At 44.4% G+C, this 22679-nt stretch carries 23 protein-coding genes and 1 pseudogene; 5 read left to right on the forward strand and 19 right to left on the reverse strand.

What is annotated here, in order from left to right:
• The 5 genes and pseudogenes from Q366_RS21615 to Q366_RS15690 all read left to right on the forward strand — a co-directional run.
• Nucleotides 1-349: pseudogene (locus Q366_RS21615) on the forward strand (IS4 family transposase); the annotation flags it as partial.
• 219 nt (nt 350-568) lie between these two features.
• On the forward strand, nt 569-3511 hold the full coding sequence (locus tag Q366_RS15675; protein ID WP_035240695.1) for a hypothetical protein: 2943 nt from the start codon (nt 569-571) through the stop codon (nt 3509-3511).
• Nucleotides 3512-4843, forward strand: a complete 1332-nt coding sequence (locus Q366_RS15680) for a surface lipoprotein assembly modifier (protein ID WP_035240696.1) — start codon at nt 3512-3514, stop codon at nt 4841-4843.
• Nucleotides 4844-5123: 280 nt separating this feature from the next.
• Complete coding sequence (locus Q366_RS15685) at nt 5124-6734, forward strand: DUF6399 domain-containing protein (RefSeq protein WP_035240697.1); 1611 nt, start codon at nt 5124-5126, stop codon at nt 6732-6734.
• A gap of 691 nt (nt 6735-7425) precedes the next feature.
• Nucleotides 7426-8169 carry a coiled-coil domain-containing protein gene (locus Q366_RS15690; RefSeq protein ID WP_156968193.1) on the forward strand — a complete coding sequence of 248 codons (744 nt, stop codon included), beginning with the start codon at nt 7426-7428 and terminating at the stop codon, nt 8167-8169.
• A gap of 69 nt (nt 8170-8238) precedes the next feature.
• Here Q366_RS15690 and Q366_RS15695 read toward each other — a convergent pair whose 3' ends face one another.
• From Q366_RS15695 to Q366_RS15785, 19 genes are all read right to left on the reverse strand, one after another.
• A complete protein-coding gene (locus Q366_RS15695; RefSeq protein ID WP_035240737.1) occupies nt 8239-9564 on the reverse strand; it encodes a type II toxin-antitoxin system HipA family toxin in 1326 nt (441 codons plus the stop codon).
• A complete protein-coding gene (locus Q366_RS15700) occupies nt 9564-9836 on the reverse strand; it encodes a helix-turn-helix domain-containing protein (protein WP_035240699.1) in 273 nt (90 codons plus the stop codon). Before Q366_RS15700 ends, Q366_RS15695 begins: the two co-directional genes overlap by 1 nt.
• A gap of 134 nt (nt 9837-9970) precedes the next feature.
• Complete coding sequence (locus Q366_RS15705) at nt 9971-10582, reverse strand: tyrosine-type recombinase/integrase (RefSeq protein ID WP_035240700.1); 612 nt, start codon at nt 10580-10582, stop codon at nt 9971-9973.
• Between the two features lie 795 nt (nt 10583-11377).
• A complete protein-coding gene (locus tag Q366_RS15710) occupies nt 11378-12187 on the reverse strand; it encodes a sulfite exporter TauE/SafE family protein (RefSeq protein WP_035240701.1) in 810 nt (269 codons plus the stop codon).
• A gap of 75 nt (nt 12188-12262) precedes the next feature.
• A complete protein-coding gene (locus tag Q366_RS15715) occupies nt 12263-12637 on the reverse strand; it encodes a rhodanese-like domain-containing protein (protein WP_035240702.1) in 375 nt (124 codons plus the stop codon).
• Nucleotides 12638-12640: 3 nt separating this feature from the next.
• A complete protein-coding gene (locus tag Q366_RS20455) occupies nt 12641-14194 on the reverse strand; it encodes a cation diffusion facilitator family transporter (RefSeq protein WP_169742978.1) in 1554 nt (517 codons plus the stop codon).
• Between the two features lie 20 nt (nt 14195-14214).
• The gene (locus Q366_RS15725; RefSeq protein WP_245619985.1) at nt 14215-14568 is read right to left on the reverse strand and encodes a rhodanese-like domain-containing protein; all 354 of its coding nucleotides are present in this window, start codon (nt 14566-14568) and stop codon (nt 14215-14217) included.
• A gap of 186 nt (nt 14569-14754) precedes the next feature.
• A complete protein-coding gene (locus Q366_RS15730; RefSeq protein WP_035240704.1) occupies nt 14755-15015 on the reverse strand; it encodes an FmdE family protein in 261 nt (86 codons plus the stop codon).
• Between the two features lie 6 nt (nt 15016-15021).
• Nucleotides 15022-15630: an FmdE family protein gene (locus tag Q366_RS15735; RefSeq protein WP_035240705.1), complete on the reverse strand. Its 609-nt coding sequence runs from the start codon at nt 15628-15630 to the stop codon at nt 15022-15024.
• 114 nt (nt 15631-15744) lie between these two features.
• Complete coding sequence (locus Q366_RS15740; protein ID WP_035240706.1) at nt 15745-16434, reverse strand: Crp/Fnr family transcriptional regulator; 690 nt, start codon at nt 16432-16434, stop codon at nt 15745-15747.
• Between the two features lie 18 nt (nt 16435-16452).
• On the reverse strand, nt 16453-17160 hold the full coding sequence (locus Q366_RS15745) for a cytochrome c biogenesis CcdA family protein (protein ID WP_035240707.1): 708 nt from the start codon (nt 17158-17160) through the stop codon (nt 16453-16455).
• Nucleotides 17161-17164: 4 nt separating this feature from the next.
• A complete protein-coding gene (locus Q366_RS15750; RefSeq protein ID WP_035240708.1) occupies nt 17165-17560 on the reverse strand; it encodes a thioredoxin family protein in 396 nt (131 codons plus the stop codon).
• 4 nt (nt 17561-17564) lie between these two features.
• Entirely contained in the window at nt 17565-17930 is a 366-nt protein-coding gene (locus Q366_RS15755; RefSeq protein WP_035240709.1) for a putative zinc-binding protein, read from the reverse strand.
• A gap of 79 nt (nt 17931-18009) precedes the next feature.
• Entirely contained in the window at nt 18010-19182 is a 1173-nt protein-coding gene (locus Q366_RS15760; RefSeq protein ID WP_035240710.1) for a permease, read from the reverse strand.
• An 18-nt stretch (nt 19183-19200) separates the two neighbouring features.
• Nucleotides 19201-19434, reverse strand: coding sequence for a thioredoxin family protein (locus Q366_RS15765; protein ID WP_004073260.1), 234 nt, complete (start codon nt 19432-19434; stop codon nt 19201-19203).
• 75 nt (nt 19435-19509) lie between these two features.
• The gene (locus Q366_RS15770; RefSeq protein WP_035240711.1) at nt 19510-20355 is read right to left on the reverse strand and encodes a DUF4405 domain-containing protein; all 846 of its coding nucleotides are present in this window, start codon (nt 20353-20355) and stop codon (nt 19510-19512) included.
• Between the two features lie 85 nt (nt 20356-20440).
• Nucleotides 20441-20797, reverse strand: coding sequence for an ArsR/SmtB family transcription factor (locus tag Q366_RS15775; RefSeq protein ID WP_035240712.1), 357 nt, complete (start codon nt 20795-20797; stop codon nt 20441-20443).
• 249 nt (nt 20798-21046) lie between these two features.
• Nucleotides 21047-21880, reverse strand: a complete 834-nt coding sequence (gene lgt, locus Q366_RS15780) for a prolipoprotein diacylglyceryl transferase (protein ID WP_211251907.1) — start codon at nt 21878-21880, stop codon at nt 21047-21049.
• Entirely contained in the window at nt 21877-22590 is a 714-nt protein-coding gene (locus Q366_RS15785) for a DUF1573 domain-containing protein (RefSeq protein WP_035240713.1), read from the reverse strand. Before Q366_RS15785 ends, lgt begins: the two co-directional genes overlap by 4 nt.
• Between the last annotated feature and the right edge of the window lie 89 nt (nt 22591-22679).

Below are 22679 nucleotides of genomic sequence, written 5' to 3' on the forward strand. Positions count from 1 at the left end.
AAATTTTTCCGGTACATCTGTTTTGTCCGTTTATCAAGATTTTCATGCGAAAGTCCTGGCAAAAAATCTTACATGGATATTAGCATCACCTGCTCAAGATGTAATAGAGAAAAAGGATGATAAAAAAAAGCACGAACATCAATTGAATATGACACAGGCAATTTCAAAATCCAAAGATACACTCTTTTTACTTTTTGAAAGACCTCGTGAAATAATTGAACAGCTAATCCAGCAAATTCATACACTTTTTATGGGAGCAACAGAACCGATTAGACCTGGGCGTAAATTTGAACGAAAACATAAAGTTGCCAAAAGGGAGCATCATATGAATTTAAAACCTTGCCGTTAACTTTATGACATTGACCCTTGACCAAACCCGAAAACCTGTCTATAAAATTTTTCATAAGCAGTTCCTGTTTGTATTTTAAAAGTATTCGATCTACCTTTATTATACATGAGGAACTGCTTCGTTCATATCACGGTTTATTGGGTTGCGGGTTTCCCGCCTTAGACTTTAAAAGTGATGACAATTCACGTAAGAAAATCAAGCTCCAAAGGGGGATAATAAATGCGAAAAATAATACTAATCGGACTACTATTTTATATGTGTTTAAGCGTGCCTGTTATGGCACTATCAGAAGAAGAACCAACATCAACAACTGGAGGTGCTGCTAAAAGGGCATTTGAAACGCTTTCTGCTAACGTTGGAGAGATATCTAAAGCAAATGATGAATTTTTTAGCTTAACAACAAGGAGAAATGCAATAATAGAATTCTATTCGGGGAAGGAAAAAGAGTTGGTCAATGAGATTACCTCTCTGAAAAAGGATTATAACTCTTTAAAAAGTAGTATAGAATCCGCAGAGGATTATAAAGGATTTATTAAAAATCTTCAGAAGACTGAAGAGTTCAAAAATAGTTTCACAGATACGCTCGAAAATTTAGATAAATCCACCAAAAGTTTACAAGCTGGAGCAGATGAGTTAAAAACAAGTATTAGCAATAATATAGATGAATTAGAACATATCCAAAAGGGATTGGATGATTCGATAACACTGCGTTCTGACATGACTTTTAAAGAAATTTTAAAGAAAAAAAGGCCTGGAACAGATCTTCTTAAATTAGAGGTATTACCTGAATCTGGGGCATCTAACGTCACCAAGGGGATTGCAATTATAAATTTAGGTCTTTATGCATATGATGTGCATAATCGTCTTGATTCTCTAATGAAAGATATTGCTTATGGTGAAGCCGATTGTAAAGATTACATAATGACAGGTCTATCAATTGGTAGCTTGATTCCAGGAGTTGGTTTGGTCTACCAAGCTGCTTCTATAGAAGAAACCTTTGAACTGATATTAGGGAAAAAAACAATAATCAATGAAAATTATTCAAATGCTGCACAGAAAGTATCTGAATTGGCAGAGTATGTCATTGGTGAAAGTATGTTTGATTTGCTTGAAAATAAGTATTATGAGCAATTGGAAAATGCAAAATCAGCAGACGAGGTGAGTGAAATTATTTCTTATGCTAAAAATGATCACATCGAACTACTTGTTCAATTACAGGAAACTATAACCGATATAAGAAATAATGTCAGGGCATTAGAGGATGAAAACAATCCTGCATTGAATGCAGTTGTGTATAGCCTAAATAATTTAGAAAGTCTTATCACAAATTACAGCAGAGAAGAAGTTCATAATAAAGGATTTGAAAGTAGATATTTGGAAATGGCATTTACTCCTCGATTGAATAAGCTTGTCAATCAAAGTAAGGAATTTTACAAAAAAAAATACGATGAGTTGCAGCAAAACGTGGAAGAAGTAAGCAATGTACTCAATGAAATGGACGATGGTAGCAAGGTGATCAAAGACGCAGCAATAACATTTGAAAATACGTCTCTCGAAGAATTGGTGTCTTTGATTGATAGTGAAACTGGTAATGATTATATGGGATTGATTCAACAAGAACATAGTCAAACGATTCAACCTGTGAGTGGCGATGATGAGACTATCACTGAAGATGATTCAAAATCAGACGAACTATCTGAAGATGACTCTGATGAAAAGAAACCAACTGCAAATAGCGATGTTACGCAGGAAAAACTGGAAGAGCTTGAGGGAAAATCCCGGGAACAGTTGGCCTTAAAGCAACAAAGCAATGAAATCAATTCTAAATTAAGTTGGAACTGGCAGCAAAAAGCCTCCTATGAAGATCAGTTGGCACTTCTTTCCAATGAAAAGAATGAACTTAAGGATCAACTGGCCGAGATCGAGTCAAAACTGTCTGAGTACCAAGGAAAAAAAACGGGGCTTGATAAGCAGGAAATTATCGATAAGCTGGAAAATATACGTAACGGGTTTGTTTATGCGCAATATTTGAAAGAAAAATACAATGGGGATTATAATCAACTCTCCTATAGCGAAAAATTCAAGTTAAAAAAATATTCCAAAATAATCTACGACAATACCTATCAGACTGTTTATCTATTTCAAAACGGCTATAAACATGTGAAGGAGGCCGTGGATGCTTACAATCAAGCATTAAGCTATCAGTCGGAAAATCAGGCTATTCTGGCTGAGATTACAAACCTTAGAGCCCAGCAGGAAGAACTTAAAAATAGAATCTCACAGATAGATGCTCAGATGGAGATCCTGGAATCCAGCATCGCGGTTCTTGAACCCACGATTCAAGCCCTTGAAGAGCAGGGCGCCGATATGGCCGAACAGATAAGTGAAAGCCAAGATTATCTATCTGGACTTGTCTCGGACGTCCAGGATCTGGAAAAACAGGAGTTAGCAGAAGAACAGGCACCGTCCGACAATTCAGAAACAGCCCCCTCCTATAGCGGATTTTTGTCTGCTCTTTCCACCAATGGGACATTAACTGGTGCAAGGCCGAGATCGGACACTGAACCCCATGTTGGTATGGCGCTGACACCCATTGAAAACAATTCTGGTATATTTAGCGGCGATTATACGATCGACACACAATCCAATTCAGACAGTTCAGGTGAATACAGTTATCTGTCATGGGGCACATGGGACGAAACTAATCCGCCTCAAATTTATACGGAAAACAATGGGAATGTAAATACACTGGCTGGCGGACATTGGATCATGGGTGAACTGGCAACAGATATCCCGCGTCAGGGCTCCGCAAGCTACCAGGGGGAACTGATCGGTGATTACAAAGGGTTTAGTAGTCGTGAAGCAGGGGTGATGACTGGTTCCGTATCTCTCAATGCCAACTTTTCCAATGCGACCATAACAGGTAGTATGAATATTTTGAGAAATAATGCACAATGGGCAAATCCGACATTGCAGAATAGCTACCTGGACGCCAAGCACAATGCTTTTGGCGCTGAGCTTTCAGGTGGATACGGCGGGAATGTCTCCGGACGATTCTATGGCGGGAAGGGAACTATCCCGGCAGAGGTCGGCGGAGACTGGTGGTATTTGAACAATGACGGCTCTGCTGCGGTTGGTATCTTCCGCGGAAAGAAACAATAAATGAAAGGCTCATCCATGTTGAATCTCAAGATATTCCTGTTATCCATAATTTTTTGTTTTCTCTGCGCTTTTTCCTGTTTTGCAGCCAACAATGCGGTAGACCTCAAAACGGCCCGGGAATTTTTGGCAGGCGGTCAGCCCTGGGATGCGCTCACACTTCTGCAGAAAAACCATGATTCCCAAAGTTCCAATGCCCAGGAGTGGTTCCTAATGGCCTTGGCGGCCAAGGCCTGTCAACGCCCTGTGGAAGCAAGCTCATATTTGGAAAAAGTAATTGAGATTGATCCGAAAAATGCAGGCCGTGCAAAGCTCGAACTTGCCTACCTGACTTACTCCCTTGGGGACGTCGAAAAGGCAAAGCTGTATCTGAACGAAGTCAAGGCATCAGGCCCGCCCACCAGGGTTGGCGAAAACATTGACAGGTTCATGCAGCTCATTGACACTCAGGCGCCGCCAAAATCCTGGCGCCTGACAACCTCCCTTGGATGGATGTATGACTCAAATGCCAATGCCGGACCTGACACCGATTCTGTTTTGATGTATGGCCTACCCTTTGTCCTGTCGGATGATGCAAAGGATAATGAGGATACGGCATGGCTGTGTAATATCGGTTTTGATTACAACAAAATCTTTACCGATGATATTGCCTGGCAGTTCGGGCTCTACTTCAGTCTGACAGACTATGCCAGCCTTGATAACTTGGACTCTTTTGTCCTGTCAGGCTCTACAGGCCCCTCCTTCCGCGTTACCAATAGATTCGGTCTGTCTGTTCCGCTGGTTTTCGATCGGGTTAGAATTGGCCATGAAGACTCATATTACTATTGTTCTTATGGAGTAGCTCCACAATTACATTACGCGCTGACGGAAAAACTTTCGTTCAACCTTGGCTCTGTATTGAGTAAAAAAGACTATCACAACAGAAGTGACAGAAATTCTGAAAACTATCAGTTATCTCCATCTTTAAATTATCAAATCGATAACATCAGCTTTGCAAGGACTGGACTGACCCTGGGAATTCAAAATTCTGGTTTATCTTACCAAGATAACGATCTGTGGGGATTGAACGCCATGTACGGACGGTTTTTTTGGGACATCATACAAGTAACCTTAAGCCTATCCTACTTCGACACGGATTATACTGGTAAGGAAGAGGCTTATTCACAGGCGAGACACGATAAGACGACTCGTTTCGGGATGAATATTACCTATCACATAAAACTGATTGGAACTGACCTGGTATCCTCCTTATATCGTACGATCAATCACAGTAATCTTGATATCTATGAATATGATCGTGATCAGTTGAGTTTCTTTTTGCGTAAATCATTTTAATTCGCAAATGAGGCCTAGGGTAATTTCGAACAGTTATCCAATCCATGAAATTTCGGGGCTTGATCATAACATCGGCCAAGAAGTGTGTCTTCAGAATGCTTAAAAAAGGAATTTAGAAGAAAAAAATGTAGATAAAATTAGCCCGGTCTGTGAATAGATAATGCGCCAAACAATAATTATTCACAGAAAAGATCAAAAAAGCCCGGGCATGACATCTACATACGCTGAATCTTCTCATAATGCAAACATCAAGACAAAATGGCCCAGGGATGAAGTCTCTATGAAAATTATAGATTTTAAGAACTGTAAGGAAAAACTCAGTCAGCGTGAGTTTGCCAGAGATGTCGGCGTTCCCCGAACAACTTTACAAAACTGGCTCAACCGGATGGATAGAATAGATGAGGGACCGGCGATAGTCGCTTTTTTCGAAAGTCCGGCAGGTGTGAAATTTTTACATACCTTGGTTCAGGCCCTCCATTTTGAATTCACCAAGGTGGGATGTGCCAGCATCCGCAATATTTGCAATTTTCTTAAGTTAACCCGGTTATCAAGCTTTGTGGCCGCATCCTACGGCACCCATCAAAAGATTTCAAATCAAATGGACACCCAAATAGGCCGGTTCGGTGATATTGAACAAGCACGTCTTTCACTTCTTATGCCCGAAAAACGGATCACCCTATGTGAGGATGAAACCTTTCATCCTCAAGTCTGCCTTGTGGCTATCGAACCGAATTCCAACTATATTATTCTTGAAAAATATGCCAAGGACCGTTCCGGAGTTACGTGGAACCAATCTGTGAGTGGGGCGCTTGGTGACCTTCCCGTCAAGGTTATTCAAAGTACGAGTGATGAGGGAAAGGGATTGATTCATCATGTGACGAAAGGCTTAAACGGTCACCATTCTCCGGATTTGTTTCATGTAATGTATGAAATCAGCCGGGGAACTGGAGCGCCACTCTCTGCAAAAATACGGAAAGCTGAAAAAGAACATGAAAACAGTAAGAGGAAAGTCCTTGATGCGGAGAAAAACAAGGACAACTATAAAAATCTTGAAAAACGACCTGTTGGTAGACCTCTTGATTTTGACAAGAAAATCCTTCGCTGTGTAAAAAAAGAACAAGAAGCAAAGGCGGCTCTGGACAAAGCAAGGGAGAACCAGGAAACCGTCACAAAAGCAAGAAAACAAATCAGCAGAGCCTATCATCCCTACGATCCTCTCACAGGAAACAAGCAAGACTCAGGCACAGTTGGCATTCAACTGAAAGAGAGCTTTGATCAAATCCGGGAAGCCGCGGATCACCTGCCGGATCGATGCAAAGATAAAATCGAAAAGGCCTGGCGTGTAACCGAAAAAATGATGGCAACCCTCGTATTTTATTTTTGCATGATTGAGTCGTGTGTCAACGATATGGATTTGCCTGATGATAAGCGAAATTTGATGTATAGCAAATTAATTCCAGGATTTTATCTTCAAAAGGCCGCTCGTAAGGAAAAAGATCCGGAACAAAAAAAGAAGATTCGGCAAAAATCTCAAGAATTACTCTCGGTGTTGCAGGACAGAAACGGGCAGCTTTTCGAATCCGCTGATGATGAAATCAACCGCATGGTCAGAACGGCAAAGGAGTGCGCAGGATTTTTTCAAAGGTCAAGTTCATGTGTAGAAGGCCGTAATGCACAACTGTCCCTGCATCATCATGGTATGCACCGGTTGAGCGACCGAAAAATGAAGGGTTTGACGGTGATTCATAACTTTCACTTAAAACGGCCTGATGGAAGAACGGCGGCAGAAAGATTTTTTGAAAACAAGCCAATCAACATGTTTGAATGGCTCGTTAAAAAAATGCCTCTGCCTGCAAGACCAAGAAGAAATAAAATTAAAATGGCAAGTTAGGTATAATGGCCGATCTTATGATCAAGCCCAAATTTCGGAATGAGAAATGCCAGAAAAATTATTTGGATTACTGATAATCGTATAGGGAAATGTTAGGAATCATACGGCGAGGGCTATGTCTATTTATGTAGCCTGTAGCCCTTGCCAGCAAGGACGTTGACTACTTTTGTTATTGTGGAGGGTCTGGCATATAAGATCCGCTAAGCCAAATTGATCAGTCTGGAGAGGGGGCTACCCATGTGCCAATCCGATTTTGGGTGAAAGGACTGCCGTAGACTTCCCCCGTCTTATTTAAATTCCATTTCTTTTGAAAAACCCAATCCTCTCCATATAAATCTTCTGGCGCATTTTCAAATTTAGAAAATCTGACCGATATTTTTTCATTTATGCTTGACTCTCATCTGTATCGAGCTTAAAGTTAACCATAAGATAACAGGTTAACCGAGATAACCGCTTATAAATAAAGAATTTAAGGTTAACTATAAAAGGAGATAGTAACATGGCAAAAGAAACGTTGGGGCTCAAGGTTGACTCGGAAATAGCAGCAAAATTCAAGGAAATCCAGGCAGGGTCCGGGGCTGCCACTGCACAGGATTTTATTGAAACTCTCCTGGCGGCTCACGCTGAAAAACAGGAGGACACCGACACGTCCAGCCCTGTATATAAGGAACAGGTCAAGGTCAAACAGGCTTTGGCTTCTGCGGAAAGAGTGTTGTTTGCTTTTTTAGAGATTGCATCTAACGACAAAATCCAGGCACAAACCCAAGCCCAGGCCTCCGTCAAAGCTGCCCAGGCCGAAACATCCCAGACCAAAGAATTATTTCAGGCCGAAAAAGCCGAAAAAGAAGAACTGAAGGCCGATATTGAAAACCTTAAAAAAGAGATCTCTATCCTTGAAGAAAAAGCCGAAAGCTTGACTGCCCTTAAAGAAGCTTGGGCAGCAAAGGAAACCGCTTGGGCTGAAAAAGAGGCCTCTTTCAATGCACGGATAGGTGAATTGGATGCCGAAGCTAAGACCGCCAGGGAGCTTGCTAAAAAGGTTGTTATCCTGGAAAAACAAGTATCAGAGAAAAATCATCAATTGTCTTTGGCAGAACTCTCCGCAACAGGCGACAAAGAGAAAATTCAAACGCTTGAAAATAGTATAGAGCAGTTTAAAACTGATTATGAAGCCCTCAAAGATAAAAACGATAACTTAAAAGAGAACTTAACCGCGGAAAAAATAATTTGTGTAGAAAAGATCAATGCAGAAAGAACGGCTGCAGCACAGGTCAAAGGAGAGTTGGAAGCAGTCAGGAGCCAGCTTAGGAATCAGGAAACACTTTTATCTGACATGGCAAAATTAAAACACGATCTTGATGTGGCTATCGCAGAAAATCAAAGGCTGTCCAAACAGGTGGAAGGCCCTTCAAAGAAAACGATACCAAAAGAGTAAGGTTGTAGCTCGGTAAAATTAGTCTGCCAAGCTTCCAATTCTGGATTCGTTTTCCATCTGCTTCCTCGTTTATCTGCCCCGGTATTGGGGCTGCTCTTTTATCAACTGTTCCCTTGCCTGGTGTATCCCTGAAAAAATTGCTGATGAAATCTGACCGGGAAATCCAGGGGGCAGGGCCGCACCTGCCTGATCTATACATTCTTGTGTCATATCGCAGCATTTTTCAATGATCTGCTTCATTTCATCTTCCGGGTACCTGCATTTTTTTGCCGTGTCCAGCCAATGTCTTCTGGCTATGCTGTTCCATCTGTAATGGCGGTTTTTCCCTGACACGGCCATGGCCATCTTCACCTTGTGCATGGAAATATGGCCAGCCTTGACCAAAGGATAGATCGAAATGACATCGTAAAGGGGGGTCAGGTGAAAGCGGCTGCCGGGCCGAAGAAAGATGCTGAAATTTTTGGCATGGCCGTCAATGGCCCCCAGCATCCAGAAAAGCACCTGGGCAGTCATAAAGACGGTCCGGTCCACATGGGCTCTGTCAGAGCCCAGAAGCAGGCCCATGATCGCAGCCATACCCGGTCCCCCGTCCGCCTCATATTTCAGAGCAGAAGGCGTTCCCGTGGCCTGGCAGATATCTTCCTGGGGCAGCCGGATCAGCCAGGAGCCGTCAGCGGACCAGCGCCGGTCAAACCGCTTCACTACCAGTACCTTCTGGCTGCCGAAATTCGCCATCCGGGTGTCAGCCGCAGCCATGCCAAAAGCGTCCAAAAGTTTCTGGCAGAGCCATTCGTTTTCCACACTACCTGACAAATCCAGGCCGGTCTGGCCCAGCCAACCCATGGGCAGCTTGAAAATGTGGCTGGTGGGCGTGGCCCCGGAAGGGCGGTACCAGTTGCCTTGCATTCTGAGGAAAGCGGTTTTTTCCTGGGCTCCGGCAACGGAAAGCCTGAAATCAGCATCAATGTCCACCCCCAAGGGCATGGCGGAATAAGATTTAAGAATAGCCTCTATCTGTGATTCGCCCACTCGATCTGCCGTGACCATTTTGACACTTGGCCTTTCCCCTTCAGGCACAAGCTGCACAGCCCCCACACAATCCCTGCCAATGTGGGAGAGCAGGTCAAAGGCCCGGGTAGACGAAGCCCCGACCCGGGCCTGTAGCCTGTTACGCAGTGCCATATTATCCGGCAGCAGGTTATCAAAAAAATTTTCAACCCGGTTTCCGGAATAGACCTGGGCCGTAAGGGGCAGAGACAGGGACAAGGGTCTTCTGTTGCGGTCTGAAAGCCAGTTCTTGTCATAGCCGAAAGAGATAATCCCCTTGGAATTGCGGGCCAGCCAGCCCACAGGGGAACCGTTCATCAGAACGTTGAGGCTCTCTGCCTTTCCCATCACCATTCATCCTCATTATTTTCCTGGGACCCTTGGCCCGGAGCGGCACCGTCGATTGCCTTGGGCTCCAGGGCCATGCCTACTTCCAGGGCGGAAAGTAGTCGGAACAGGCTGTCCACCCGGATATTGGGATTACCATTTTCCATCAGAGAGACCCGTTTCTGGTCAAGCCCCACCCGTTTGCCCAGAGCTGTCTGGGTTAGCCCCTTTTGTTTTCTCAATTCCTTGAGCATTGCCCCAAGATCCATAGGGGAGACAATGATCTGCTGCATCGTTTCCTCCAAATAAAATATGTCGATAACAGCATAATATCAAATTATGTTCAAAAGGCTATATTTTTATTTTATGGCGTTTCCGCCATATAGGGTCCCATTAATTATCCGGTACAAATCCCCCACGGGTATTTTTAGCCAATTTCATTCATTAAAACGCTGTGAACCTCTTTATCCTCTATGCCTAAATACGTCATCGTTGTTTTAGGATCTGAATGATTGAATCTTTTTGCAATAACATCAAAACCGACACCATACTTGGTCCGCTGCTGATACCCCCAGGTTTTTCTCAATGTATGAGTGCCGTAATTCCCTTTTAAATTAATCGTCTGAGTCCATTTTTTAACAAGCCCGTGTACCGCTTGTACTGACAAGGGAAAATTTTCACCCTTCCGGCTTCGGAATAGATAATGATGATTTTCGATTTGGCTTGTGCTGTTTGAAAAATAAGTATCAAGTGCCTTCCGTACAGATTTGTTGATCACCACAACGTTCTTCTTCTTGGTTTTGCTTTCGGTTATCTGGTGAACTTGGCCAGACTTCAAGTAACGGACGTCCCCTACCTTTATATTAAGGAGGTCACCGACCCGGATGCCATTATTGATTCCCATAACAAATAAAAGGTGGTCTCTCGGGTGGCCGGAAAGAAGCTGGATGATCGCCTTAATATCTTTTTCCCTTCTGAGCGGCTCCACCTCGATTCTGGAACCCTTTTTCGGATGATTGAAATTCTGACCTTTTTCCATTATCTTCCCCATAATCATAAATCTTAAGTTTACTGTGTTAAAATATATATAACTTAAGATTTAAAATCAAAAGAAGAAAACTTATTTTAACAGAAATAGCGAAAACACCTATGGAATAAGGGCTATCTCTATTTTTACGAATCTTAACTTTCTGCCAAAAGTTAAGATTAACGGATAACTATCATAAAGGTTTTCGGTCCTCATTGGTTATGCTCCTGAATTGAGGGCAAACTGATTTTCAGGCCAAGAGTACAAAAAAGCATATTTTTCTTGATCACTAATCCATTTTTTTACTGAACTATACTCGATTACCCATGGTCAAATCACGCCAGATAGGAACAGTTCACCATTAGCGCTCTGCGCATAACTTCTCCATCCCGATTTTTTACCCAATAATGTGCTTATCCTGGAGAACAACGTAACCGGTACAATACGTTACTCAACGAAACGGAAAAAATCGTACGCTAAGTACTGATCTCCATAAATATGTCCTTGGTTTCAGATTAATTCTCTCACTGATTTCCTGAAGCTGGCTTAATTTAACCGGTGACGGATTTACGGCATGGTGTACTAAGCCTCGGCGAGCATTCGTAACGGTCGGAACTTGCCCTGTGCAACCTGCCTGCTTTGCTGCCAGACGTAATCACCGGTCTATAGGGACGATCTTGGAATGGGAGATGTGCTATAACGCGGTCAAAAAATAAAATTTATAAGTTTAACGAAAAAGTTTGGTTTAGGGTTCCCGCTATATTCATGCGTAAATATACGCTAAAAATTCCGCATTTATAGTCTTAATCAAAACCACATTAACTGAACTTTATCCGTAATCTCTCCCATATTTTGCAAAATACCGGTTAAACCCATAGACCATAAAAATTTGATTCCAATAAGTATTAGGACACCGCCTAATAGGCGTTTAACACTTTGTGGCTTCATCTTTTTTTGCATCACTTTGGTACCAAGATATCCTCCAAACCAGCCAGCCAGCCCTGCAAAAATAAGTATTTTGATGGACACCGATCCCATGGCAGCGTAGGTGACAAACGCCGAGAAAGATGAAAATGGTACTGAAAGGGCAGTCACCATGGCCACTTTTTTGGGGTTAAAGCCCTGGACCAGCATCAGGGGAGAGATGATTCCACCTCCGCCAACGCCAAGAAGCCCTGATACAATTCCGGCCAGCGTACCAACACAAAGGGGACCTGCAAGGGGACGATCTTCCCGGTACTGATCTGCATATTTTGAGCCTTTAAAAAATATCATCATAGACCCGGAAAAGAACAAAAAAACGATAAAAGATAAAAGCAGGGTCTGGGTGGGTAGAAAGTGACCGGCCCAGGCTCCCACCGGGGCCATGACAATTGACGATGCAATAATTGGAAGACCTAATTTCACGTCAAGTTTTTTTTCTCTAAAATTAGACCACGTCGCCCCGAGCATACTCACACAATTGACGAAAAGTCCGGTGGGACGGGCAAGATTAAAGGGTACACCAATCCAGGACAGAGCGGGAATAAGAATAACGGCAGCTCCGACACCTCCCAGAGCAAAAATAAAACTCAATACAAATGAAAGCAGACTGATGATTAAAATATTAGATGCCATTTTTTTCTGTCCGTATCATAAAAAATATACCGGCAGGCCCGATTTTTCGGTTACCGGTACACCGGTTTCATTACATTACATCTTAGCCAGGGGGCCGGGTTTGAAGGTCGCAGCCATATCCTCTGAAGATGCTGTAAGCCCCTTTACTTCCTCATACCCATTGGCCCTCAGGTAAATATATACCAAAGCGCCTCGGAATACCGAAGAACAGAATGGAATAATGAATTTGTCTTTCGGCACCTCGCCAAGCCTGTCTGGAAGTTCATTCATTGGAATATGCAGGGTAAAGGGAAAAGAGAGATATTTCACCTCCTCATCTGTCCGGACATCAAGAAATACAAAATGATCGTTGCCAAGCACCTTACGCATTCCTTCAATACTCATGCTGTGTTCGCCGGAACTTAAAAATTTAAAATCCATCTCTTTTAATAACGAATTCAGATTACTCATCTTTTAAATCTCCTTAAATTGATTTTTTCCATTATTTTTAAAAAGGCTCATAAATACAAGATAAATGGCCGGTATCAGGAAGGACGCATCCCGGATCAGGGTAAGGCGATTCATTGAGCCTTCCTCTGGGTTTGTTGAAAAGCAACCGCAGCTGATATCCAGTCCCCGGGAAAGATTAAACAGGATTGCAGCCATAAAGACTGTCAGCAGCGTTATTGAAATAACTGAAGTTCCCGGCATCCATCGGTTGAAAATCAGGCAGCAGCCCAAAATAAGCTCAAGCCAGGGAAGTATGAGTGCCGTCAGGTTGATAAATGAATCTGGCAGGAGCTGATAGTTGAATACCGCCTGGGCAAAGGCCTGTGGATGGATAATTTTATCCAAACTTGCATAGATAAAAATAACGCCAAGCACCATTCTTGCTATATGGTATAAGTATCCATAGGTCTTTGGGCCTATTTTGGCCTTTGGCTGATCATTGGAACCGTTGTTCCCTTTATTTCTGCTGATTCGGTTCTGCTGATCCACTTTGTTCCCTTTTGTTTTGGCAGCAAACGTCTCACACAGCAGTGTCCCGCCCCCGCAGAGTTCAGTCTCAAACTGCAGCACCGGATGATCAATGCCGAATTTGTGAAAAATCATGTGGCGGATACTTTTGGATAATTTCTCTATTTCCGTAAGCATCTGGTCCTTAACAACCAGGTGGCAGGAAAAGGAGATTCCCGATGAACTGACGGGCCAGGCATGAAGGTAATGGGCACTTTTAATTCCATCAATGCTGACAAGGGCTTCATGAACAGCCTCTAAGTCAATCTCGGACGGGGTGGCGTTCATCAAAATTTTTGTTGACGATTTAAAAATGTCCCAACAGTTCTTGAGGATAAAAACGGCGATAAATACAGATAACACCGGATCAAGCCAATACCAGGGTCTATAAAACATCACAATGCCACTGATCATCACAACGACAGAGGTTAAAAAATCTCCCAGCATGTGCAGAAAGGCACCTTTTACATTTAAATTGTGTTTTGCATCCCGATGGAGAAGCCATGCGGAAAAACCATTTCCCACAATGCCGACCATTGCAGCCCATATCACGATTTTTCCTGACACGACTTCAGGAGATAAAAACCTTTGGATTGCGCCATATAAAATAAAGATGCAGGCACCTACCAGGATGATGACATTCAGCAATGCCGCCATAATTTCAGCCCGGCGATACCCGAATGTGTTCTGCAGACTTGCTCCTTTGCGGCCGATTCTATAAGCAATATAAGAGAGAAGGACTGCTGTGAAATCGCTGAAATTGTGTGTGGCATCAGAAACAAGAGCCATACTGTGGGCAAACATTCCGGCAATAACCTGAATCACCGGGATGATTAGATTTAAACCTAAGGTAATCAGGAGCCTGGTCCCACTGGTTTCTTCAACATCAACATGGTGATGATGGCCTGAGCATTTTTCTGAATGGCCGGCCTCGTTGTGGGGAGCCGTTTTAAAAAACTCTTTTTCACTTACACTTATATGCTCACAGCCTTTGTCCTCTTCATGTATCATTGTGCTTATTCCTTTTTCTGTCACTCCCCCTCCTGGGTGGGAAGACCGTTTTCTATCCATAGTGTCCACCCGTTCACCAGCACGTTGACATGGGCAAATCCCATATCTTTCAGAAACAGGGCAAGATCGTGGCTTAAGTTGCAGGTCTCTCCGTCGCAATAGGTAATAATCGGTGTATCATGGGAAATATCCTGCATAACACTCATAAACAGGTCATCAACATTGTGCCATGGCAGGTTGCGCGCCCCCTGGATATGCCCGTCCCCATACTGGATAGAATCACGGGCATCAATAAATACAGCCGCCTTCTTTTCAAAAATATTTTTAGCTGCCGAAAGTGCGATGGAGAGAGGTTCTCCCCTTTCGGTCGTCATACGTCCCTGGACAGACCAGTCAGCGACAAGCGGCAAGGAGGTCGGTCTGATTGCATTAGAAAGCAGGCTAAGTATAACGGCTGCCAGGAAAATCACCGGTCCTTGCCAAATCACCCTATAGATTTGTTTTATATCAATACCGATCCTCACTTTTTTACTCCTTGCAGATCAGGTAAATCAATTAAATCATCGCCAATTTTCCCCACCCGGCTTTTTCAATATTACCTTTCCCAAGTATACATCCGGTGCCATACTGAACGCCGTCGCAAACCATTGCGCCCCGTGGTTCTCACCAATTTCAAGAATGCAGTGCAACCCGGCGGATGATCCTGTCCGAGCAACATTCAACTGGCGTAAGGCCGCCGTCCCCGCACGAACTCCGGCAGCACTATCCCAACAGATATGTCCATGAAATTCAAACGCATTTTTTAAAATATCTTTATTCATTGTTTTTTATTCTTTATAACTTGAACATCCTATACAAACTATTTTTCCATCCGGCTGAACCCGCAGCTTGTTGACAAATGTTACCTCCCCGCAGGAATGACACCGCCTGGTTTCAAACAGTCCTTTTCCTTTCTTGATCTCCACAGTCTTTACTTCTCCGACATCAAGAAACATGGCATCATCCAGGCCTTTAATTTTATTCACTAATGGGTCTGTGACTTCCGGCTTTATATCCTGTGGCGGCACCCCGGCTTTGCGCTGTTGAACAAACGGGGAATTGAGCGCACCTTCAAGGAAATCGGGTTTGACAGACACACGGACAGACCGTCCTGTGGTGTTGTCAATCAATGTGAAGGCAAGTTTGTTGTAATAAAGCTTTTCAATATTTGACTTGCCGTAAGTACACCCGGTGGCAGTCATGATGCCGTCCAGAAAACATCCGGCAGCATGCCCCTTCCCTGTCTCGGATATAACGGAAAGTTCTTTATCTTGGGCGCGTTCAACTCCCAGGGCTTTCATGGCGGCAAGGCCTGCTTTAAGCCCCATGGGCATGGCCGGGCATTTGTGCCCGTGAAATTTCAGTCCTGTTTCAAAAAGCGATTCAAAATTTGTCATGTTACACTCCTTCGTATTAAGCTTATTGACTTGTTAAATCTTAATTTAAAACAAGATGAGGGATTATGCATTGACAGCAATCAATCCCTTTTGCTTTTTTCATTGTTTTAATTGTCATATTTCGTTTTTGGCTTCTGAAAGAAGTCTTTCATGATCAAGTATCTGAAACGAGTTTGCCTTTAAGCGATGAATAATCCCCATATCCGCCAGTCTGGTGATCCCCCGTGAAAAACTTTCCGGTGTCAAACCGGCGAGAGCGGCATATTCCCTGGAAGAGACCGGCAGCGAGATAATTTCCAGATTCCCGTAGCCTTTTGATTGAACAGATAGTGAAATAAGCGCAGCGGCGGTTCTTGGAACAATACCTTTTGTGGAGAGCCTTTCGATCTGATTAAAGGCTTCCCGCAGTCTCATGCCCAGATGTTCCAGTAAAAAAATAGCGATTTCCGGTTTTTGCTTCATGACAGTGTGTAGTTTTTCCCGTGTCATTACCAGCGCCTCAACATCATCCACCACTTCTGCACTGGCCGGGTAAGAAGATCCGTCAATCAGCGGCATGAAACCAAAGGTATCTCCAGGCCCGAAAATGTAAATCGCAGCACTCTTCCCGTCTGCCAGCGGTCTGAATATTTTTACTTTTCCAGAGATGATTGAAATCATCCGCCCCGCAATTTCACCTTCATTCCAGAGAACATACCCGGCTTTAAAACCCATGTTAACAAAATAGGCGGAAAGGGCCTGTTTAATTTCACTGGCAAACAGGTCCCTTTTACCTAATGGGTTAAATATGTTGGAGTTAACCATACTTTTTAAAATCAGCCCTCATGCGGAAATAAACGGGGAAATGACAAAATAGAGCCCCAGAAGACAAATAAGGGTTCCGGCACCTTTCCTGAACCAGGTTCCGGCACCATTCCATGCGCTGTTTTCCAGCAATTTTTTCACGGCTGCGGTTGAACTGCCGGCAATGACGATGGGCAGACAATGGCCGACAGCGAACAGAACAATCAAAATGATGCCGGTGGCAATTTTTTCCTGAACCGTAATAATTGCCAGTATCGGAGCGATGAATCCGAAAGTGCATGACCCGGACAGTACTCCATAGGCAAGCCCCAGGGCAAACGCACCCAATTTTCCCTTAAGATTCAATCGGTACAAAAGGCTGCCGGACATGGAACATTTTTCAACTCCCAGCATTCCCAACGCAACCCAGATCAGGACAAGGCCAATCAGAACCTGCCAGTAAATACCCACATCCCCGAGCATTCTCCCAAGCAACGCACAAAGGATACCGATTAATGCAATGGTGATGAAAAGCCCTGTTGTGAACAGTACAGAATATATGCCTGCCTGTCTCGGTTGGACCATTCTTTCCTGGCCGCCCACATACCCGACAATTAGCGGGATGGATGCCAGATGGCATGGGCTGAACAATACACTGATAACGCCCCATATAAAGCATCCGCCAGCCGCCAGGGCAATGCCGCCGGTCATCCATTGATTCACGGTTAAAAATATAGAATCAAGCATAAAGTTATTCCTTATTTCCAAGCGCAGGTTGTTCTACCCCCATTTCTGTCAGGCGATCAACAATGGCTTTTTCGTCCAGAAATCCTTCGTGCCGCCAGACTTCTTCACCGTTTTCGTTAAAAAATATCTGGGTGGGGATGGCCCTTATGCTGAACCTGGGGGCCTGGTCCCGATTTTCCCATACATCTATGAAAACAATATGTGCTTTGCCTTCATACGCTTTTTCAAGTTTTTCCATAATCGGGGCCATCATTTTGCAAGGAATGCAGTTTTTGGCCCCAAGATCAACCATGGTGACTTGCCCTTTTTCCGGAACCGTGGCGAAATTCTGGGCCCAGGCAAGAGACATAGAAAAAAAAATAACACCCAGAACCGTGAACCCAAATATTTTTTTTACCATTCTTCTATCCTTTTTTGACTTCTATTTTAACAATTTCAAGATCAGCGGGGTTCAAATTAAAATCCTTGTTTTTTTCAATACCCAGGTCCGTGATCACTATGTAGTTTTTGTTCTTTATTCCATTCTTTTCAAGAATGGCTTTTGCACATCCCACTGAGCAGCCGTCAATGACCACCAGTTTGTCAACATCCTTGGCGGACTGGACAAAGCCGCTGAGCTGCCCGCCGATACCGGCCAAGCAGAACATTTTACCGAAACCTTCCTGTGTCAGGTCAATGGCAGCCTGGTTGGAAAGCTGCCCCACATTGGAGCCCCCGGAACAGGCAAGTATCATGGTGTTATTATTTGAACAGCAGCAATCTTCAGACATCTTTAACTCCTTTCTTTTAATGTAACTTATTTAGATTTTAATATTTTTTAGATAGTTATTTACCACCATGAGAAGCCATCTACCCGAAAAAGGTTCCGTACACCACCCCGGCTATGGTGGACAGGATCACGATGATGGTACAAAACGTGGCCGTCTTTTTTACGCCCATGATGCTGCCGATCACCAGCATGTTGGGTAACGACAGGGCCGGACCTGCCAGCAGAAGGGCCAGGGCAGGCCCCTTGCCCATGCCGGCTCCTAAAAGTCCCTGCAGGATGGGCACTTCGGTCAGGGTGGCGAAATACATCAAGGCGCCGGCCACGGAGGCCAGAAGATTGGCCCAGATGGAATTGCCACCCAAAAGGGATGAAATCCATTGTTCCGGGATTAGCGCCGGATGACCGGGACGGCCCAGCAGAAAACCAGCCACGATTACCCCCCCGAAAAGCAGAGGGAAAATCTGTTTCATGAAGCCCCAGGTGGATTCCACCCAGCTTTTGCACTCATCTTTGGTGAACCAGGCCTTGAGCATTAATCCGAGGATAATCAGCAGGGCAATGGTGATGTACCACTTGGCGGCAAAGATTGCGGGCCAAAGCCCGGTCGATCCGGAAGCCGGTTTGGCAAAGGCGGCAAAAACCAAAATCAACACCATCGTCAGAAGGTATAGACTGTCTTGCAAAAGAGTTCTTTCCTTGGCATCCTCATCCGGCAGATAAATCTTACCGGCCGTGCGTGAAGCATCGTCTTTATGAAAAATCAGGGCCATGAGCAGACCGGTCACCACGGCAAAAATCACTGCACCAACAGCCCTGGCAAGGCCGAGCTGCCACCCGAGGATCTTGGCGGTCAGAGTGATGGCGAGTACATTGATGGCAGGCCCGGAATATAAAAAGGCCGTGGCCGGGCCGATCCCCGCACCTCGTGTGTAGATTCCCGCAAACAGCGGCAGTACCGTACAGGAACAAACAGCCAGGATGGTGCCGGATATCGAGGCTACAGAATAGGACAACAGCTTGCCGGCCTGAGCCCCGAAGTATTTGAGCACCGAGGCTTGGGAGACGAACACGGAAATGGCTCCCGCAATGAAGAAAGCGGGAATCAAACAGGTAAGAACATGTTCCCGGGCATATTCCTGAAGCATCATAAAAGCTTCCAGACCGGACTGACGGATCACAGGATGGCTCCAGGGCACATAGTAGGCGGCCATAAAAACCCCTGCGATCAATAGTAGCTTGGTACGTTCCTTCATTGGATATCTCCTTTGAGACTATTTGGTAACCCAGGCTTTGATATCTTCTTTTTTGGGTACTTTTCCGGTACATTTTACCTCGCCGTCCACAATGACGGAAGGGGTTCCAAAGACGCCGTAGGAAGCGATCTGCATCATATCAGAGACTTTTTCAACGTGAGCGTCTACGCCAGTTTCTTTTAACACTTCCTGCACTAATTTTTCGGTTTTAATGCATTTGGCGCATCCAGGTCCCAATACTTTGATTTCCATGTTTAACTCCTTCAGGTTTGATTTGTTTGTTTAGTTCATCAACTATTTGATTCATTGAATCAGGTATCAGACGAATTACTGATCCGCTGAAACAGCCTTTATTTTTTCGTAAATATCTTTTGGCGAAACTCCGTTTTGTTCCGCAATTCTTTTTAAGGTCAGATCTTCCTTGACCTTAATACCTGAAGCGGCAAGGGCCAGTCTGATAGTTTTAATATTCAGATTGTACTGGCTGCACAGATCTGCAAGTGTCATGTTTCCTGTCCCTGCAGGCGGTGTACCCGGCAGAGTGATCGCTTTGCCGGCCTGCACAGCCGGTGGGCTGTCTTTGCTTTGAATTGCCAGATAAATCTGTTGGGGCGAGATTTTATTCTGCTTGCTTATTTCCAGCAGCGTCTGATCCGCCCCCTGGACTTGATATCCCTTTTCTTTAATACGGCTTAATGCAAATGCCATATCAATCCCTATTTTTTGGGAAAACGTTTTCAAAGAAGATAGTTCCGCATGACCGTAAGGCGGTTCACCGTGTTTTTGGGCATAATCGTCTTTTATCCCACCGCTTATTTCCAGAATAGATGAAAACGGCGGGATTTGGATATATGTACCCACTATGAACACCAGGGTGATAACCAGGGCAAGGTTAAATTCTTTGGTGAAGATTTTTAAATTCCGGGCGTTATTCTTCAGGTAGGTCATCATGGGTTTCCAGTTATAGTAAATATGGAAACCCAATCCAATAATAAAAAGGATGCCCACATTGATGTGAATGCCGCCCCATTGCTCCTTGGTAAGTCCCCAGAGACGCCAGTTTGCCCAATACGCGATCCGGCCCTGGGGAACAATGTAGAGAACAACGCTGGTTACTACAGTCACAACAAAGGACAGTGCAGAAGTCAACGATACGACTCTTCTAATTTTCATTTCATATCTCCCAACATATTGGAATATTTTCCCCGGCCTTTCTGAATTCTGCCAACCGTTATTTTTTTACATAATAGGTACTTGCTTAATTTTTTGACTCTTTATCAACAATATCATACCGGTCGATATCCGGAAGAAGCTTAGTCAGTTCTTTAATCTGGCTATCACTATCAAGCCAGTGTTTCAGATTCCCGATCATGCTGGCGGCAAATGGAGAGTCGCTGCCGTCCGATAAAGCGTAATTCACCCACAGTCCATCCTTGAAGCTTTTAACCAGGTCTGCATCCTCAAGAATTTTCAAATGTTTGCTCGTGGTAGACTGGGCAACCCCCAGTAACTGTTGTATTTCACAGACACACAAGGAACGCTTCTGAAGCATTTTCATCATTTTGACCCTGTTGGGATCGGATAATGCTTTCATGACTTTAATAAATGTTTTCATAAATGTACCCCATCTATGTATCCGGCTATGTTTTAAGCTCAGCTGCGGCCTCAAGTATCCACTCTTCTTTTAATTTTGTTTCCGCTGGAACAGATCCGGTGGATTTCACTTTCCGATTGATGACTAGGGACGACTATCCCATTCCGCCATAACCGGCCTGTTTCAATAAATCGTTAAATAGAAATATATAAATCCATGCTCCGATTGTCAAGCAATGGGCAAAAAAGATTTTACCGACCAGGCTCACGCTCACTCCCATTTTTTATTGGCGTCTTTGTCTTTTATAAATATTCCAAACCTATGGTCCGTCCAGACTTCTGCGATCAGACCCATGCCGACAAGGACAAAAGGAATGCTCAGCCACTGCCCCGTATTCAGAATCATCTCCGTGTTGTAGGCTGCCTGGGGAACCTTGAAAAATTCCAGGGCGATCCGGCTGGAAAAAACAAGGGTAAGAAACAGACCTGAGATCAGTCCTTCGGTGTTCCGGGCCGTGTCTTTGCGGTAAGTCATTCCAAGAATAATAAAGATCAGCAGGCAGGCTATGGATTCGTACAACTGACTGGGATGCCTTGGCAGGGGATCAACACGTTGAAATACCACAGCCCAGGGCATGGCCGTTGGACGGCCGACAATTTCCGAGTTAAAAAAATTGCCCGTCCGGATCAACGCACCGCCAAAGGCAGCCGGCAGGGCGATTCGGTCCATCAACCATAAAAACCCCTGGTCTTTTTTTTTGTATGAATAAATCAAAAGTGCTGCAAGAATGCCTGCAGCACCACCATGACTGGCCAGCCCCCCTTCCCATATCTTTAAAATCTGAACCGGATGTCCTAGGTAATATGCCGGATCATAAAACAGGCAGTGGCCCAGCCGGGCCCCAATGATCGTACCCAATAGCAGGTGATTCATCAAAGAGGACAGATCCTGGACTGGCCGGCCCTCTTTCTTATAAACGGCTGTCATGAGAATATGGCCGGCAACAAACGCACCGACAAAAAACAAGCCGTACCATCTGATTGTAACAGGGCCTGCCGAAAAAACAACCGGGGACATATCCCAAACAAAATAACGATGGGTCACGGCAGGATATTTCCAAACACCCGAACCCTTATCTCTCTTTTGGGCGTGGTGTCTGTTGTCATAATAATGGTATCGAAGAATCTTTCGGGCGACTCTTTTTTATTGCGCACTGTCAACAGAAACACTGGTTTGGCCCCGTCCTTCTGCTTTTCAAGGCTAAAGTCAATATGCTTGCCGTCTTTTGCGGTTGTGTCTGTGATATTGAAATCCGGTACAGCCACAGGAAAGATCTTTACCTGGGCTGTGACAGCCGTTCCGGCTTTTCCTGAAAGGCTGACCAGTTTCGGCTTTATGCGGGCCAGTTCCCGCACCAGCCCTGACATGGAGACGGTAACAACCCTGTAAACCGGATCATTGGTGTGCAGTTTCACCACTTGTTTGACCCTTCTGCCGCCGTATCCCTTTGTTGAAAATGATGTTTTTACTATCCCTTCTTCCCCCGGAAGAATCAGCCGTTCGCTGGCGGCTGAGGTGCAGCCGCAACCCGATTCAAGCTTGATTATTTTTAAAGGCACGCCTCCGGAATTTTTGATGATGAATTCATGAACAACGATATCGCCTTCTATAACCGGGTCAAACTCGTAACTGGGCTCCTCAATACTTAGAATTGGAAACAACGGAGAATGAGTGGCGTTTGACGTCAAATTTCCTGCTGAAACCGGCAGGCTCCAAAATAGAACCGGCATCAGCAGAAACGCAATTTTTTTCATTAGGCCTCCTTTGGATTTAACAAGACTATATTTATAAAACCGAACATAATAATATTATACCTGCACACACTGTGCCAAACCACCCTAAT

Origin of the sequence: Desulfobacter vibrioformis DSM 8776 (genome assembly GCF_000745975.1) — a bacterium.
GTDB lineage: Bacteria > Desulfobacterota > Desulfobacteria > Desulfobacterales > Desulfobacteraceae > Desulfobacter > Desulfobacter vibrioformis.

Bases quoted from the DNA above. Each gene is read 5' to 3' on its own strand.
- Q366_RS15675 (WP_035240695.1), top strand. From the start codon at position 569: ATGCGAAAAATAATACTAATCGGACTACTATTTTATATGTGTTTAAGC.
- Q366_RS15680 (WP_035240696.1), top strand. From the start codon at position 3,512: ATGAAAGGCTCATCCATGTTGAATCTCAAGATATTCCTGTTATCCATA.
- Q366_RS15685 (WP_035240697.1), top strand. From the start codon at position 5,124: ATGAAAATTATAGATTTTAAGAACTGTAAGGAAAAACTCAGTCAGCGT.
- Q366_RS15695 (WP_035240737.1), bottom strand. From the start codon at position 9,564: ATGGGAAAGGCAGAGAGCCTCAACGTTCTGATGAACGGTTCCCCTGTG.
- Q366_RS15700 (WP_035240699.1), bottom strand. From the start codon at position 9,836: ATGCAGCAGATCATTGTCTCCCCTATGGATCTTGGGGCAATGCTCAAG.
- Q366_RS15705 (WP_035240700.1), bottom strand. From the start codon at position 10,582: ATGGAAAAAGGTCAGAATTTCAATCATCCGAAAAAGGGTTCCAGAATC.
- Q366_RS15710 (WP_035240701.1), bottom strand. From the start codon at position 12,187: ATGGCATCTAATATTTTAATCATCAGTCTGCTTTCATTTGTATTGAGT.
- Q366_RS15715 (WP_035240702.1), bottom strand. From the start codon at position 12,637: ATGAGTAATCTGAATTCGTTATTAAAAGAGATGGATTTTAAATTTTTA.
- Q366_RS20455 (WP_169742978.1), bottom strand. From the start codon at position 14,194: ATGATACATGAAGAGGACAAAGGCTGTGAGCATATAAGTGTAAGTGAA.
- Q366_RS15725 (WP_245619985.1), bottom strand. From the start codon at position 14,568: ATGACGACCGAAAGGGGAGAACCTCTCTCCATCGCACTTTCGGCAGCT.
- Q366_RS15730 (WP_035240704.1), bottom strand. From the start codon at position 15,015: ATGAATAAAGATATTTTAAAAAATGCGTTTGAATTTCATGGACATATC.
- Q366_RS15735 (WP_035240705.1), bottom strand. From the start codon at position 15,630: ATGACAAATTTTGAATCGCTTTTTGAAACAGGACTGAAATTTCACGGG.
- Q366_RS15740 (WP_035240706.1), bottom strand. From the start codon at position 16,434: ATGGTTAACTCCAACATATTTAACCCATTAGGTAAAAGGGACCTGTTT.
- Q366_RS15745 (WP_035240707.1), bottom strand. From the start codon at position 17,160: ATGCTTGATTCTATATTTTTAACCGTGAATCAATGGATGACCGGCGGC.
- Q366_RS15750 (WP_035240708.1), bottom strand. From the start codon at position 17,560: ATGGTAAAAAAAATATTTGGGTTCACGGTTCTGGGTGTTATTTTTTTT.
- Q366_RS15755 (WP_035240709.1), bottom strand. From the start codon at position 17,930: ATGTCTGAAGATTGCTGCTGTTCAAATAATAACACCATGATACTTGCC.
- Q366_RS15760 (WP_035240710.1), bottom strand. From the start codon at position 19,182: ATGAAGGAACGTACCAAGCTACTATTGATCGCAGGGGTTTTTATGGCC.
- Q366_RS15765 (WP_004073260.1), bottom strand. From the start codon at position 19,434: ATGGAAATCAAAGTATTGGGACCTGGATGCGCCAAATGCATTAAAACC.
- Q366_RS15770 (WP_035240711.1), bottom strand. From the start codon at position 20,355: ATGAAAATTAGAAGAGTCGTATCGTTGACTTCTGCACTGTCCTTTGTT.
- Q366_RS15775 (WP_035240712.1), bottom strand. From the start codon at position 20,797: ATGAAAACATTTATTAAAGTCATGAAAGCATTATCCGATCCCAACAGG.
- Q366_RS15785 (WP_035240713.1), bottom strand. From the start codon at position 22,590: ATGAAAAAAATTGCGTTTCTGCTGATGCCGGTTCTATTTTGGAGCCTG.